This is a genomic window from Mesorhizobium sp. 1M-11 (assembly GCF_001303895.1).
Taxonomy (GTDB): domain Bacteria; phylum Pseudomonadota; class Alphaproteobacteria; order Rhizobiales; family Rhizobiaceae; genus Mesorhizobium.
In genome coordinates, this window is record NZ_LJSD01000050.1 from 104668 (window position 1) to 119615 (window position 14948).

The window sequence follows — 14948 nt, forward strand, 5'->3', positions numbered from 1 at the left end:
CATCTCGCAGCCGGCGCAACGCGGCGCCGGCTGTGGCATCCGAGAAATCTCACGCCTCGCGCAGCCCGCGCCGGAACGCGGCCATGAACGGTTCCATCAGATAGGCAAGCACTGTCCGTTTTCCTGTCACGATCAGAACTTCGGCAGGCATGCCAGGCATCATGACGACGCCTTCATCCAGCGATTCCAGCTCGCTCGGCGGCACCTCGACCCTTGCAAGATAGTAGGACTGACCGGTCGCTTCGTCAGTGACCCTGTCGGCGGATACCGATTTGACCGTACCCGTCACGCGCGGCATGCCGCGACTGGAATAGGCGGTCAGGTGCACGGTTGCCTCCAGGCCCGCCGCAACGACGTCGATGTCGCTCGGCGAAACCCGTGCGTCGATCAGCAGCTCCTCATTGGTCGGGACGATGTCGAGGATCGCCTGGCCCGGTCCGATCACGCCGCCTGACGTCTTGAATTTGAGGTTGGCTATCTTGCCGGTGACGGGCGCTGTTACGACCGTACGATCCAATACATCCTTGCTGGCATTCAATCGTTCGGCAGCATCGATATAGCTCGCCCGGGCCTTCTCCAGCTGATCGGCGATATCGGCCGACTGTGTCGCCTTCAGCGACATGCTCTGGGTGTCGAGTTCGCCGATCTTCTGTTCGACCTCCGCGATCTGGCCAACAAAGCTGCCGCGATCGCCATCTAAAGCTGCCTTAGAGCGTTCCAGCTTCAGTGTTTCGGACCGCGCCAGCAGCGCCTTGTCGACCAGGCTCTTCTTGACCTTGTGTTCCTGCTCGGTCAGCGCGAGCTGTGCATCGACACTGACCACCTGCGCCCGCAGACCCGACAATTGTTCCTCGAACTGGCGTTTGCGCACGTCGAGGATCTGCAACTGCGCGTCGAGCGAAGAGCGGCGCTGGTTGAACAGCAAGGTCTGGCCGGCGATGATCTTCCTGGCGCGCTCGTCGGCGCTCGCCAGAAGGTCCGGCGGGAACAGGATCTCGCTCTTTTCCTCCTGCTCGGCACTCAACCGTGCCTGCGTCGCTTCCAGCGTCCGGGCCTGCTCCAGATAGAGATCATAGAGGGCAGCTGCCTGCGTGCTTTGCAGGGTGACCAGCTGATCGCCTGCGCGAACCAGGTCCCCGTCCCGTACCATCAATTCCTTGATGATCCCGCCCTCGAGATGCTGAACCGTGCGCCGGCTTCCATCCGGGCTGACAATGCCGGTCGCCGTGGCTCCCTCCGCCATCGGGGCCATAGCCGACCAGGCAATTCCGCCGCCGATGAACAGGCATACGAGCGCCATGCCGTAGCGAGCGGGCTTGCGAACGATGTTCTTCAATCCTGGCGGTTCGACCTTGACGTCGATGACGTCAGGCGGTTTTTTGAACAGTGCTTGCGACCTGGCGAACCGGTTTTCGGACATCCCAACCTCCCCTTGAAACATCTGACTCATCTGGGCCAACCCGTTCAGGCAATTTGCTCGATCTGTGGAGCGGGTGGCCCGATCTTCTGCGCTTTGGAGTCCGCGTTCTCATCGGCCTGCATTTCATCCGAAGCCCTGACCACATGCAGCGGTGTGCGCTCCCCTTCCTTGGCGATGGAACGCAGGCGGGTAAGGACTTCGTCACGCGGCCCGAACAGATGCATGCGGCCGTCGCGCAGGAAAAGCACCTTGTCGGCCTGCGCGAGCGTCGAAGGCCGATGTCCGACGATGATCAAAGTCGTACCCTGCGCCTTCAATTCGGCAATTGCAGCAGCCAGAGCCGACTCGCCGATCTGATCGAGATTTGCATTCGGTTCGTCGAGCACGACGATCCTCGGCGATCCGAACACGGCGCGGGCAAGGCCGATGCGCTGGCGTTGCCCTCCCGACAGGCGCGAACCGGCATCGCCGATCGGCGTCTCATAGCCCTGCGGCAGGCGCTGGATCATGTCATGGGCATGCGACAGCATCGCCGCATCGATCACCGCCCGATCCTCGGCCTTGGCCATGCGAGAAATGTTGTCACGCACGCTGCCGGAAAACAGCTCGACGTCCTGCGGCAGGTAACCCATCGCTTCGCCAAGCTGTTCGCTGTTCCAGTGCTGCACATCGGTGCCGTCGAGGCGGACGGTTCCCGAGTTCGGTAGAACGATGCTGGCGATCAGCCGACACAGGGTGCTCTTGCCGCTGGCAGAGGGGCCGATGATGGCGACAGCCTCACCAGGCTGGAACGCCACGCTCAGATTGTCGATGATGGCGGGCCGACCGGGCTGGGCAAAGTAGGAGACGTTTTCGAGCGTGATACGTCCCTCGGGCTCGGGCAGGCGGATCCGGTAGGGCTCCGCGCTGACATTCCGCAGGCGCTCCGTCAGGCGTGCATAGGCGATGCGCGTCTGGCCGAGATTGCGCCAGATCGCCATGAGATGCTCGACAGGGGCCAAGGCGCGACCGAGCAGGATGGAAGACGCAATCATGACGCCGCCGGTGGCTGCGCCCTGCAACAGCAGATAGGCACCCAGACCAAGCGTTGCCGACTGCACGAACAGCCGCACGAATTTGGTGATGCCGATGATGGTCGCCCCGCGCTGCGAGGCCTGGCCGGAGGCGCCGAGGAACGCATCGTTGCTGGCACGAAAGCGTTCCAGCAGGCCCGGCAGCATCCCCATCGCACGAACCACCTCGGCATTGCGGATCGCCATGTCGGCGTGCTGGAGGGCCTGGATCTGCGAGGTGTTCGCCACCAGGGAAGATTTCCGCGTCACCACCTCGTTCAGCACGCCGAGAAGGATCAGAAGGATCGTGGCTGCGAGCGCGAACGCACCGAGCGCCGGATGCAGCAGCCAGATCAACAGAAGGAAAACCGGCGTCCAGGGCAGATCGAACAGTGCGGTGGAAGCCTGGGACGACAGGAAGGACTGAACCTGGCCAAGGTCGCGCAATGGCTGGGTGCCGGCCTGGTCCCCAACCAAGCGCGCACGCACGCTGCCGGCGATAATGACGGGGCTCAGGCGATCGCTCAGCCAGTTCGCGGCGCGCGCCATGATGATGTTGCGCAACATGTCGAGCAGGCCGAGCAGAAGCAACGCGGCACCGGCCATGATCGTTAGCAGCACCAGTGTTTCCAGATGACCGGTGACCAGCACGCGATCATAGACCTGGAGCATGTAGATGGGAGATGCCAGCATCAGGATGTTGATGGCGAGGCTGAAGACCGCAACGATGACCATCGCGGACTTTACCTGCGCCATCGCGTCGTCCAGTTCCGTCTTTCTTGCTTTGCGAGCCCGCGAACCGACGACTGCCATGATATTACTCCGTTTTCAGATGGTTCAGGCCAAAAGCGCGGGATCGACGAACAGGTCATGCGAGACGAAGGTGTTGAACGCGTTGGTTATGGCGGCGTCCGGACTTTGGGTCGTGCGCTCGCCAAGCACCACAAAGGTCGAACTCTCCATGCCGGGCGCCGTGCTTGCGACCCTGGCAACCCAGTAGGCGAGGCCGCTGACCGTGAGCGACGCCAGCGCTGCCGATACGGCAGCAGGGTTGGAGCGGATAAAGACATCTTCGCCGGTCTGGTAGTCGAAGATCAGGTTGTTGGTGCCGCCCAGCACGCGGAAGGTATCCTGGCCAGCAACACCGCCATCGGAGACGCCATCGCCGAATACTGTCTTCGTCCCGGTACCAGTGATCGAAAGGATGTCGGCACCGCTGCCGCCGCGCATCTGGTCGTTGCCGCTGCCACTGATCAACCGGTCGGCGCCACCGGCACCGACCAGAGTGTTGGTCAGCGCATTGCCGACGAGCAGATCGTTGAAGCTCGACCCGGCCAGGTTCTCGATGCCGCTCAGCTGATCGCCCTGCGCATGGCCGCCGACGCCGGTCGCTGCACCGGTATTATCGAGTTGCACGAAGACACCCGCTGTCGAACTGGAGTAGGAAGCGGTATCGACACCGTCTCCTCCGATCAGCATGTCGGCCCCGCCACCTCCGATAAGATTGTCGTTGCCGGCGCCACCTTCGAGGCGATTTGCGCCCGACGCTCCGATGAGTTCGTCATTGAAGGCTGAACCCACGATGTTCTCCACCGCGACCAGCACGTCGTTTTGCGCATCGCCACCGCTCGACAGCACACCGGACGTCAGACTGTCGGAAAGGATCGCACGCACCGCCGCAGCGGACGTCGAATAATCGGCGGTGTCGACGCCATCGCCGCCGATCAGGAATTCATTGCCTGTATTGGCACCACCGCGGAGGAAATCGTTGCCGGCACCACCGTCGAGACGGTTGGTCGAGCCATCGCCGATGAGGGTATCGTCAAAGGCCGAGCCGATCAGGTTTTCGATCCCACTCAGGATATCGCCCGCTGCATCGCCACCACTGGCCGTCGCGCCAGCCAGATTGACCGACACGGCCGCGGAAGAGGTGGAATATTCGGCGGTATCATTGGTGCCCAAGCCGCCGTCGATGCGGTCCGCACCCGCGCCGCCGACAAAGATGTCGTTCAGCTCGCCACCGATCAGGGTGTCGTCGAAAGCCGAGCCGATGATGCGCTCGATCAACTGCAACTGATCGCCTTCGGCATCGCCACCGGTACCGGTGCCCATCGCCAGCGGATCGGCAACGGTCGTGTTGAGGTGGATCGTTATCGCTGCCGCCGAAGTGGAATAGTCCGCCGTGTCGACGCCGCCCTGGCCGATCATGGTGTCGGCACCGCCATTGCCGGTGAATGTGTTGGCATTGGCGTCGCCGACCAGGATGTCGTTCTGCGCAGAACCAACGATGTTCTCGATGCTGATCAGCTGATCGCCCGCCGCCGCGCCGCTGACGGAACCTGTGGCAAGATTGATGCCGACGGCGCCGCCTTGCGAATAGTTCACCGTGTCGGCACCTGCGCCACCATCCATGTAATCCGCACCGGCATCGCCCTGCAGCATGTCGTCGCCGGCGCCACCGAGAAGGCGATCGTCGCCCGACGATCCGATCAGCCTGTCATTGCCGTCGCCGCCATCAACCAGATCGTTGCCGTCGCCGGCTTGCAGGTCGTCGTCGCCGCCCTCGCCGAAGAGCTGGTCGTTGCCGATGGACGCAGCGACGAAGTCGTTGCCTTCGCCGCCATGCATGATGTCGTCGCCGAGACTGCCGATCAGCTCGTCGTCACCGCTGCCACCATCCATGAAGTCGTCGCCGTCGCCCGCGGTCAGCAGGTCGTCGCCGGAACCGCCATAGAGCGTGTCGTTGCCAAAGCCGCCGATCAGCGTGTCATTGCCGCTGCCGCCGAACAGGCGATCATCACCGAAGCCGCCGTCGAGCGTGTCGTTGCCGCCGCCGGGAGCGTCGATCCCATCCGGTATCCCATCGCCGTCGAGGTCGTCGGCGATGCCGTCCTGGTTGGCGTCATTGGCGCCGTCGCCGATCAGAACATCGTTGCCATCCATGCCACGCAACAGATCGTCGCCGGCATTGCCGATCAGCTGGTTGTCGAGCTTGTTGCCCGTCAGCGTATCGTTGAAAGCCGAACCGGTGACATTCTCGATCCCGCTCAATGTATCCAGCGCGGCGTCTCCGCCGGAGCCTCGCGAGGTGCGCTGCGGATCGAGGGGCAATGCAACCATCACCTTGAGGCTCGAGGCCGAATAGTCGGCCGTATCGATGCCTTCGCCGCCGTTCAGCGTGTCCGCGCCGGCACCACCACGCAGCAGGTCGTTGCCCGCGCCGCCGTTGAGGATGTCGTTGCCGGCTCCGCCGTCGAGAATGTCGTCGGTCGCGGACGCATTCAGCGTGTCGTTGCCAGCGCCGCCATCCAGATGGTCACCGCCAAGGGAGGAAGCAGCAACGGTAACGACGTCATTTCCGTCCAGCCCCTCGATGCGAAAGCTGCCATCCGCCGTCTGGGTGAAATTGTCCGCATTGCTGGAAAGCTGGATCAGCACGAAAGGATCCGCCGCCAATGCAGCCAGCCCCGCCGATATGCGTGGCGCCGCGGGCGCGGTCGGTACGGGCGCTGATGCTGCCTCATTGGCTGCAGCGGTGATCTTCTGGCTGCCGATCTGACGGGATATCGATATCTTGCGCATCTGAACCTCTCTCCGTCTGCCCTTTTTGCGCAGACAGGATTTCTGCGAGGGCACCCGACTGGAGATTAGCGGCGAAGCGACGCCGGCGGCACAACGCTTAGGTGGAGCTACACTTCAGGCGTAGACCGCACGTCCTTGGTATGATCGGATTGGCTTACCCGACGGCGGAACGAGATCTGTCCGCGTGGGGCTGGTCCGGAAGACGATGACCGAAACGCGTGATGTCGCTTCGCCGCGGCACACGAAAAAAGGCCCCGCGCGAAGCGGAGCCTTTTCGGTCAGGCTACGGCGATGGGAGGATGCGCTGCAGCCGACTGCGGGGTTGATCAGCCAGCGGCGGCGTAACCGGTCGCCGTGATGCTCGACCATTCGTCTTCCTGAACAGCCACGACGAGATTGAGATCGGTCGCGGTATCTTCGCCATAAGCCTGGACGTCGATCGCGAACGTGGCTTCGTTGCCCTCGATGTCGACGCAGACATCGATTTCGTGATCAACGTCGAGATAGCTGTCGACGTCGGAATACAGGTCGAAGTTGACGTCGATGTCCGATTCGAAATCGTACGAGGCGTCCAGGTTCACGTCAGAAGGATCGCAGTAGAAGGTCATGTCACTCTCCTTGTTGCTTTGATAAAGTCCGGTACTCAGGTCCGGCGCATTTGAAGATTAGGCCCTGTTTCATCGACTATCAAATATTCAAGTGGCGTAATTTCATTCTCTTGAAGAGTAATACTTTCGATACGCCTGCCATTGTCAAATCCTTGAAATGTAATAGGCGCCCGCCCTAATAAGGGTGAGCGCCTGAGGGAAATTATACGTTCAATATTCAACCAAAGACGGCCAGCAGATCCCCCAGCTGAAAGATGAGTTGCGTATCCGCCGATGCCGGATTCGCGTCGGCGTCCACGGCGATGGCATGCATGATCATGGCCGTTTGCTGCGGCGTGAAAGCGCCCCGCGTCGGCATCGAACCGAACTCGGGATTGTTGGAAAAGAACTCGTCCAGCGTGAGTGTCGAGCGTTCGCCATCCAGGCGCATCGTTACGACAAGGTCGTCCCGGTCGCCCCGATCGCGCTCCATCGAAAGGGCTCTCGGACCGGCGCCAAGCAATGCATCGAGACCTTCGATAGCAAGGCGGTCACCGCCTGTAACGGAAAAATCGGCGATGGTATCGTCGTCGAACGCGCCGACGATCCGATAGGTGTCGGCGTCGGCACCTCCCGTCATGAGGTCATCGCCGTCGCCGGAAGACGATCCCAGACGGAAGACGTCGTTTCCGGCGCCACCCGAAATGGTGTCGCGGCCGTCGCCACCATCGAGCAGATCATTGCCGCTGCCGCCTGTAATCAGGTCGTTACCGTCACCTCCGACAACCAGATCGTCGCCAGCGTCGCCGGACAAGGTGTCTTTGCCATCACCGCCGAACAGCCAGTCGTCGCCGTCGCCGCCACCGAGATTGTCGCGACCGTCGCCGCCAAAGGCGGTGTCGTTGCCGCCGCCACCGCTGATCCGGTCGTCACCCTTGCCGCCGAACAGCCAGTCGTCGCCATCGCCGGCGCGGATGACGTCGTCGCCACGGTCTCCCCGCACCAGCGAGTCGCCATCACCCGTCACGATGGTATCGTCCCATCCGGTGCCGACATATTCCGTATAGGTGACCTCGGCGTCGATTGCCGAAGTGGCGGACACGACGCTCGAAGAATATTGCTCCTCCAACGCGATCGCGTCAGCCTGAACATCGACGACGCTGTTCTCGCCCTGGGCGGTCACATTCGCATCGAAGGTCGCCAGATTGCCTTGCAAGGATCCGACATCCGATCGGCAGGCTTCAACTGCATCGTCATTGACCTGATGAGCCGGAGCCAGACCGGTTTCGAAAGCAAAGCTGGCGCCGATGGCCGATACGACCGTTTGCTGGCTTGTTCCGTGCGTATCCGAACCGGTGACGGTCCTGCTGTTGGTGACCGAAATATCGGCGTTGGCCATTGTGACCACGGCAGAAGCCATGGCGAACGGAGATTGATCGCCAGAGGCCTGCGCAGCCGCTTCTGCACCGACTGCCGCGATGGCGAACGATGCAAGACCACGATCGATGGTGGTCATATGGACCTGCGTGTTGGCGAGCGTGCCTTGACCGAAGGCATCCGCGCTCACTTGTGCTGAAACGCCGATTGCGCTCTGCGCCGTTACCGTTCGCACCTGCACGGTCTGCGGCGGATGGCTGCCGCAGCCGTGCTGGTGGCCTTTGCTTGAATTCGATGCGCCCATGGCAAGCTCCTCCATTGCCCGACAAGCATAGCCCGGGCGGAGGCGCCGAAAATGGTTTCATAACGCTGATCGCCTTGATTGCGGCCCTACGCCTTTCGGCGGTGCGCCCTTGGAGTGGATGGTGCGTCCAAGGCGGGTCTCATGATTTATTGTGTAGGGTAAGCCTTGGAAGACCCGGCGTATGTGTGTGCTTGTCCATCAGTCGCACAGGACACTTTCGATGAGCTCCCTTTGCATGTGAAGCGCCTCACATCGGAGACGTCCTCATTGCGATACCACTAGGTGAAACCGATACGGGAAGAGGGTTCTCGCGGCGCACAGGCAAGCGCCCACAAACCAAGGAGACCAAAATGACTGGGGATGCACAAAAGGCGGTTGTGCTGGTAGTGGATACTCTGGCGCTGAGATGCGCCGGTATCACGACTTTGATCAACGAATGGGTCAGCCCTCTGGGCAAGTCGGCCCATGCGATAGAACCGGAAAATCTCGGTTTCTATTCTCAATCAGGCACCATCGTTTCTCTTATTGTTTTAAACGTAGGCGGCTCATCGCTGCACGATCTGCAGACACGAACGATGCTGCGCGCCGTGCGGGACCAGTTCCCGACAACGCCATGCGCCATTCTTTCCGACCGAACGGAAGCCGACGAAGCTGTCGGCGCTGTAAGTTTCGGCTTCCAGGCCTTCATTTCAACCACCACGCCGCTGGCCGTGGTTCACCAGGCCCTCGCTTTCATCATGAATGGCGGCGCGTACTTCCCTCGCGAGGCCCTGCTGGAAATTGCGGATGGCAGAGACCGCGCCCGTCATCATCCTAGCGCGACGACAGGCAGCAGCCAGCTGACGCCGCGCCAGAGCCAGGTTCTCGACCGGCTTCGCTCGGGCAAGTCCAACAAGCTGATCGCACGCGAACTCGACATGCAGGAATCCACCGTCAAGGTCCATGTCCGCCAGATCATGAGCAAGCTCGGTGCAACAAACCGCACCCAGGTGGCGATCATGGCACTGATGAAAGGGGATCTGGCCGCGAGCGGACCAGAGCCGGCGATGGCATAGGCAGCAAAAGCCGCGCACCGAGGGACGACAAATACGCTTGCAGCCCGCTATCCAAGCCGTGCCGCCGCGCGTAGACTTTCTCGCGGACGAGATGATCGGCGAAACTGGACAATAAACGAAAACAGAATCTCACTTGAACTGAGATCACGCTCGGGGGCACCGATGTTGATGACCAGTCTGGACCAGGAACCAAAACACACGCTGGCGAAATTCGCCCACTATGATCGCGACTTGCTGGACAGGATGTTCGGCGACGCCAAGCCTGAAAGATACGCCGCGGGACGGCTGCTCTTTCTCCAGGATGATCCATCCGATCGCGTCTACGGCCTGCTTGCAGGATCCGTCGAGATCTCGATCTTCTCCGCCGAAGGCGACAAGCTGGTCGCCAACCTGCAATTCCCGCCGAGCCTGATCGGTGAAATCGGAGTGCTGGACGGGGGCCACAGGACAGCAACCGCTATCTGCAGGTCGGAATGCTCAATCGTGTCGCTGACGCGCAAACAGATGCTCGACCGCATAGAGCGGGATCCATTGCTCGGCCGGGCCATCATCGAACTCCTGTGCAAGCGGTTGCGATGGATCAGCGAAGAGCTCGGTGACCACACATTCCTCGCCATAGAAGCCAGGCTCGCCAAACGCCTGCTGCATTTGAGCGAACGACTTTCCGATGCTTCGGGCTGGATAGCGATCTCGCAGTCGGAGCTTGCCCAGACGCTTGGCGCGACACGGGAGTCCGTCAACAAACTTCTCAACGATTGGCGCGGCCGCGGCCTGATCGCCACGAAACGTGGCCATGTCAAAGTGAACGACCCGGCCCGCCTGCGGCGCGTCAGCTCCGAGTGAGCACGACGTCCGCAAAACCGGAAGCGCTTCCCCTCGCCACCCCTGAACCTGACCCTATTGCGGGCTGTGCCTCATGATCGTAGGACGGGCCGTCGTTGAGGACCTGGGATAACGAACGTCAGGGATGGCGTCTATTTTCCGCTTGCGCGTTGCAGGTAACTCCGAGAGCCAAAATCAATGGGCGCAAACCCGGTCGTTCGCATCTTTTGGCTTCAGGCGCGACTGTAGGTATTGCAACGCGGCCCGGCTCGGCATGAAGAAATAGCCGCCGCCACGCGTGGTGACAAAGGAAGGCAGGTTGGTCAGTTCGACCCCTCCTTCCCAGCGTGGGATGGTGAAACGACCCGCGCTGCCGTTCAGATCGATCTCCTGGTTGCCGATCAGCGGGTCCTTCTCGCCGCGCAGCCCTTGGAAATTCTGCGCCGACATCCAGGTCTGCTGGATGAACTCGTACTGCCGTTCGAAACTGGCGTTGAAGCAGATGAACAACAGGCCCTTTTCCGGCTTGCCATCGGCGCCGTTGTCCAGGCTGTAGCTGCGCCCGACACGCAGGATACGGTGACGTTTCGATATCCTGAGCTGGGTGTCTATATCGGTACCAAGCGAATCGCGCGGGTTTGAGCGCCTGATGTGCGCGCCCAGCGGACAATGCAGCCCTTGCGGATCTTCCGCACCATAGGTGAACTGGTTGTCGAGCTCGCGGCCGGGCTTGTCAGGATTGCGAATAAGCGAAGAGCCGTCCTTCCAGCGGCCCACGATGCGAGCCCCGACCCAATCGGCATCGACGGCCCGGTATGCGGCCAAGCCACTGCTGCGCAGATTGTCCGCTTCCATCCGGCAATAGGTGTTGAACCCTTCGACATCCTGCGCGAGCTGGCGAATGACGACGAAGGAGCCGTTGCGGCCAAAATCATGCACGATGCTTCTGCTGTTGACCGGCTTGCCATCGGCATCGATCGCCAGCAAGCGCCCCTCGGAGTCGAACTCGGAAGGCGTCGTGGGGCTGGGCGGATAATAGCCGTATTCGTCGCGGTAGCCGAAAAGGAACTCACCGGCGGCGATCTGGTGGATCGGGCTCGAATTGTGGTTTCGCCGGCGCCTCGTGCCTTTGATTACGGGTTGGGAGATGCCATCGATGAAACCGAAATGCTCTCGCGCCGGCGGCCGTTCTTCTTCACCATAGGGCAAAGGAGAAACAACCGATTTCGAACGCGAAGACCCGGCCACCTTTGCGGCCGTAGACTTGACCGGGCATCCAGGGCTGTCGCGGCCTATCTCGAGCGGAAGAACTGCCCGCGGAATAAGCCCGGCCGTCTTGGAGAAGCTGGCTGTTTCGAGGGTCATTTCATTCAACGCTTCCTCACAGTCGGCATAACAGAGAATGGCAAGATCCACCGGCGTTTCCTTGGAACCCCACCACCATTTCTCAGGGGCGCTGTCGCCTTGATCGTCCAGGATGCGGCTGCGATATTCATTGGCCATGCCCTGCCGAAAGGTCATCGGGAAACTGGCAAGCGGATCGCTGTTGGGACTGCTGGTCAGGCCCAGCCTCTTCAGCCCGTTCGGGCCGAACACGCAGAACATGGCTTTCCCAACCGGCTTTGTGTCGCCGAAACTCGTGTGATTCACGAGATGGTCGAGCACCTTAAGGCGCTGCGCTGCGGTGGTGTTCCTTTCATCGATTTCGAAAGCGAACATCTTGGCAAACGGAAGGCTGCCGAGCGGGCCGAAGATCAACGACTGGATTTCGCCGCTTTCCAGGCTTTCGACTGTAGTGTCTTCGGACTGGTAGAGAAGTTTACCAAGCGACGATTGCTTGACGCCTTCCTGCCGGGGCAGAGAGGTAAACAGGCTCAGCCAGTCACGTGCTTCGCTGGCGCGTGCACTATGAAGCCCTTGCCGTATCTGCGAGTTCTTCCGGATCAGCGTCGTGTTCAGTTTGGGATAGGCGGAATACCAGAAGGAGGTCGGGATCTGTTCAGCACGCGCCCAGCGCTTGAAGCGGTCTCCGTCGCGGCTGCCGTCGAGAAACAGAAAGCGTGAACGTGGAAAACCCTTGGTGTTGCTCCAGATCGCAGTGAGGCCTGCGGAAGCCTTGGTGACGAAATCCTCAAGATAGCTTTCCCAACTGCCACCATAGTTGCTGAAGAACACCAGCCGGTCGGTGCCGGGGATCCTGACCCAGCGTGCGAAATGGATCTGTCCGGTATCGCCAAGATGTCCAGGCCGGAAAGCCCATCTGGCCGTGATGGAAATCACATAGAACGAAAAACCGAGCAGGAACCACCGCAATAATCCAGGCTTCATGACGGAGACTGCCGTCATGTGGTTCTGAAGGTAACCCAGAGCATCCTCGTTCTTTTGCAATTGCTCAAGCAGCCCGAGCTTGATGCCGGCATTGCTGACCTCCTCCCGACGCTCGATGCTGCGCAGCCAGAAGGCGACCGCCGCGAACAACGCCCCTGCAGAGATGGTCAGCCCGACCACCGCCAGGATGAAAGAGTCGCCGATCCGCGCCACTGTGCGGAACCAGCTGCCGCTGGTGTCGAATTGCATCAAATAAGTCAGCCACGTGAAGACGGCGACGAGGACAGCCAGCGGAATGGCTGTTCGCAAGTTGAAGACGATATGATGCAATGCCCGCAGGAGAGTACCGCCCGGCTTTTCGAGCAGGCTGTCTGCGGGTGCGAAAACCCAGTCGAATTCCTTGCACTTGAGGCCGGACCGGACCTTCGTCAATATCGCTGCTGCCGACAGGTTGTCCGAAATCTGCGCTTTCGACGTGCTCAAAGGCGCTTTAGGGTCTTGCTTGAGCCAGATGTTCTCTTCGACGATTTCGGCGGCTTTTTTTACCAGTTTCTGCTCAGCCTTGATGCGGGCGACCGAATGTCCGGGCGTGCCGCAGAACACGAGCCCCGCCATGCTGCCGTATCGGGGCGACACCTCGACAGTATGCTTCAGCAGGAACGCTTCAAATGTCCCCTTGAGTGGGTCTGCCGCATAGCGTTCGAACAGCGGCACGAAATGACCGTGCACGGCATCGGCAAAAGCCTCTATGACTTGGTGTTTGGTGCCGTCACCCGACAATTCGAGCACCAGATAGAGATCGTCGCCGTCAGGCTTTCGGGAATCGCCGGTCGGTACAATGCTGAGGCTGGCGAAGTGAATGGTTCCGGCCTTGTCGAGATCCGCCTTGATCGCACCAATCGCCGGATTTCCGAGGCCGTCGACATCCTTTTGCAATTGCTTTTGATCGATACCGGCCTGCACCCTTGCACACACCGTGACCAGCGACTGTTCGGTGAGGCGATTTTCATCCGGAACGTCGAATTCCACCATGAGCCTGTCCGGATAAGGACCGAGGCGCGTCAGCTTGCCCTCCTTGCCGCGCGCGCGCCGGAAGCCTGGTTTTTCAAACAAGGCCCGGAAGGCTTCGGCGATTTGCACGCTGGCGATTGCGGCGCCGATACAGCGATGGATTCCAACGCCGAAGACCATGTTCTCGCTCAGGCTACGGTCCGGATTGAAAGCCCAGGGGTCGTTGACGACGGATTCGTCGAACATCGCCGAGCGTGTGGCGGGAAGGACCGCGACCCCGGCGGGGATGCTGTAGGGGCGGCCCCGCTTGACACCGATCGTCTTGGCTTCGCTGGCGTAACGCCAGGGCCAGATCCAGTGCGGCTTGAAGCGCATGGCCTCCAGGATCGCCTTGTCCAAGCGCGTGTTGTCCTTGTCCTTTATGGCCCTCTTGATGTAGTCGAAAATCTCCGGCCGGCTCAGAACGGCGTCCAGGCAGTTGATGCCCCCCAGCAGGTTCGTGGGCGCGAAGCCGACCACCATGCCGACCATGATGGAGCGCACCACCTCGCGGTCCGTCGCCTGCGGATTGGTTTCGTGCACGATCTCCATGACCCGCTTGAACGGATTATCCTTGTCGGATTGCGCCATGCGGACGAGCCGCCCGAGAGGCGTGTCGACCTCATCGCCGAGCTTGATCGCGTCTTCGGCGATGGTGATGGAACGATCGATTGTCGCGAAGAGGCTCGCAGCACCCGCCACAGCCAGCTCGCGCGTGACCGCGTCGGCGCCCCAATCTCCGAACAGGATCTGGTTGATGGAGATGGCCCAGTCGCCGAACTGTCGCGGATCCTCGATATCCAGTCCATAATAATCGCGGCAGATGAGGACCGGAACGATGCGCATCAATTCGCTGGCAGCATCGAACTTCTCGCCGGCGTGGCTCACGATCTCCCGCGAACGTTCGACCGCAATTTTGCGCACCCGGGTGTCCACCTCCTCTGGGGGAAAGGCGCTGAGCACCACGGACTTCTGTTCGCGATAGAGTTTCCCGTCCTTCAGGCTGAGAAGAAAATCGAATCCACCGGAAAATTCACGCAGCTCGCGGCCATAAGGCGTTTCGAATTCATCCTGACGCTCGAGAACCTCGCGCACATCCTCGAAGCGTGTGAGAAAGACGACTTTGCCCCAGCGCACGCGCGGAAAGAAGCGCCGGAAGAACCCAAGCCACCAATCGGGATGCTCGAAAGCCCAGGTGAAGATCCGTCCCGTAAAGGTCGTCTTGCGCAACCGTTCGCGGTCGAAAGGAGGCGCTTCCTCGCCGAACGGCAATTCAACCTGTCCCTTCAACACCCCGTCATAATATTTGGTCGAGAAGCCCATTCTGACGATCCCCCCAGGAAGGCGCAGAGAAATGCCGGCTATGCTATG

Annotated in this window: 8 protein-coding genes; 2 read left to right on the forward strand and 6 right to left on the reverse strand. The window is 61.0% G+C overall.

Annotated features, from left to right (window positions below; all coding sequences use genetic code 11):
- Positions 1–49 precede the first annotated feature (49 nt).
- The 5 genes from AO692_RS20195 to AO692_RS20215 form a co-directional block, all read right to left on the reverse strand.
- Positions 50–1420 carry an HlyD family type I secretion periplasmic adaptor subunit gene (locus tag AO692_RS20195; protein WP_244483426.1) on the reverse strand — a complete coding sequence of 457 codons (1371 nt, stop codon included), beginning with the start codon at positions 1418–1420 and terminating at the stop codon, positions 50–52.
- 44 nt (positions 1421–1464) lie between these two features.
- Positions 1465–3285: a type I secretion system permease/ATPase gene (locus tag AO692_RS20200; RefSeq protein WP_054311841.1), complete on the reverse strand. Its 1821-nt coding sequence runs from the start codon at positions 3283–3285 to the stop codon at positions 1465–1467.
- Between the two features lie 24 nt (positions 3286–3309).
- Entirely contained in the window at positions 3310–6054 is a 2745-nt protein-coding gene (locus AO692_RS20205; RefSeq protein WP_054311842.1) for a calcium-binding protein, read from the reverse strand.
- Between the two features lie 326 nt (positions 6055–6380).
- Positions 6381–6662: a hypothetical protein gene (locus AO692_RS20210; RefSeq protein ID WP_054311843.1), complete on the reverse strand. Its 282-nt coding sequence runs from the start codon at positions 6660–6662 to the stop codon at positions 6381–6383.
- A gap of 217 nt (positions 6663–6879) precedes the next feature.
- Positions 6880–8322: a calcium-binding protein gene (locus AO692_RS20215; RefSeq protein ID WP_054311844.1), complete on the reverse strand. Its 1443-nt coding sequence runs from the start codon at positions 8320–8322 to the stop codon at positions 6880–6882.
- Between the two features lie 350 nt (positions 8323–8672).
- On the opposite strand from AO692_RS20215, the gene AO692_RS20220 reads away from it, so the two are divergent.
- Positions 8673–9377, forward strand: a complete 705-nt coding sequence (locus AO692_RS20220; protein ID WP_054311845.1) for a response regulator transcription factor — start codon at positions 8673–8675, stop codon at positions 9375–9377.
- A gap of 162 nt (positions 9378–9539) precedes the next feature.
- Complete coding sequence (locus AO692_RS20225; protein WP_054311846.1) at positions 9540–10220, forward strand: Crp/Fnr family transcriptional regulator; 681 nt, start codon at positions 9540–9542, stop codon at positions 10218–10220.
- A gap of 174 nt (positions 10221–10394) precedes the next feature.
- On the opposite strand, the gene AO692_RS20230 is transcribed toward AO692_RS20225, so the two are convergent.
- A complete protein-coding gene (locus tag AO692_RS20230) occupies positions 10395–14900 on the reverse strand; it encodes a cytochrome P450 (protein WP_054311847.1) in 4506 nt (1501 codons plus the stop codon).
- Between the last annotated feature and the right edge of the window lie 48 nt (positions 14901–14948).

Bases quoted from the DNA above. Each gene is read 5' to 3' on its own strand.
- AO692_RS20195 (WP_244483426.1), bottom strand. From the start codon at position 1,420: ATGTCCGAAAACCGGTTCGCCAGGTCGCAAGCACTGTTCAAAAAACCG.
- AO692_RS20200 (WP_054311841.1), bottom strand. From the start codon at position 3,285: ATGGCAGTCGTCGGTTCGCGGGCTCGCAAAGCAAGAAAGACGGAACTG.
- AO692_RS20205 (WP_054311842.1), bottom strand. From the start codon at position 6,054: ATGCGCAAGATATCGATATCCCGTCAGATCGGCAGCCAGAAGATCACC.
- AO692_RS20210 (WP_054311843.1), bottom strand. From the start codon at position 6,662: ATGACCTTCTACTGCGATCCTTCTGACGTGAACCTGGACGCCTCGTAC.
- AO692_RS20215 (WP_054311844.1), bottom strand. From the start codon at position 8,322: ATGGGCGCATCGAATTCAAGCAAAGGCCACCAGCACGGCTGCGGCAGC.
- AO692_RS20220 (WP_054311845.1), top strand. From the start codon at position 8,673: ATGACTGGGGATGCACAAAAGGCGGTTGTGCTGGTAGTGGATACTCTG.
- AO692_RS20225 (WP_054311846.1), top strand. From the start codon at position 9,540: ATGTTGATGACCAGTCTGGACCAGGAACCAAAACACACGCTGGCGAAA.
- AO692_RS20230 (WP_054311847.1), bottom strand. From the start codon at position 14,900: ATGGGCTTCTCGACCAAATATTATGACGGGGTGTTGAAGGGACAGGTT.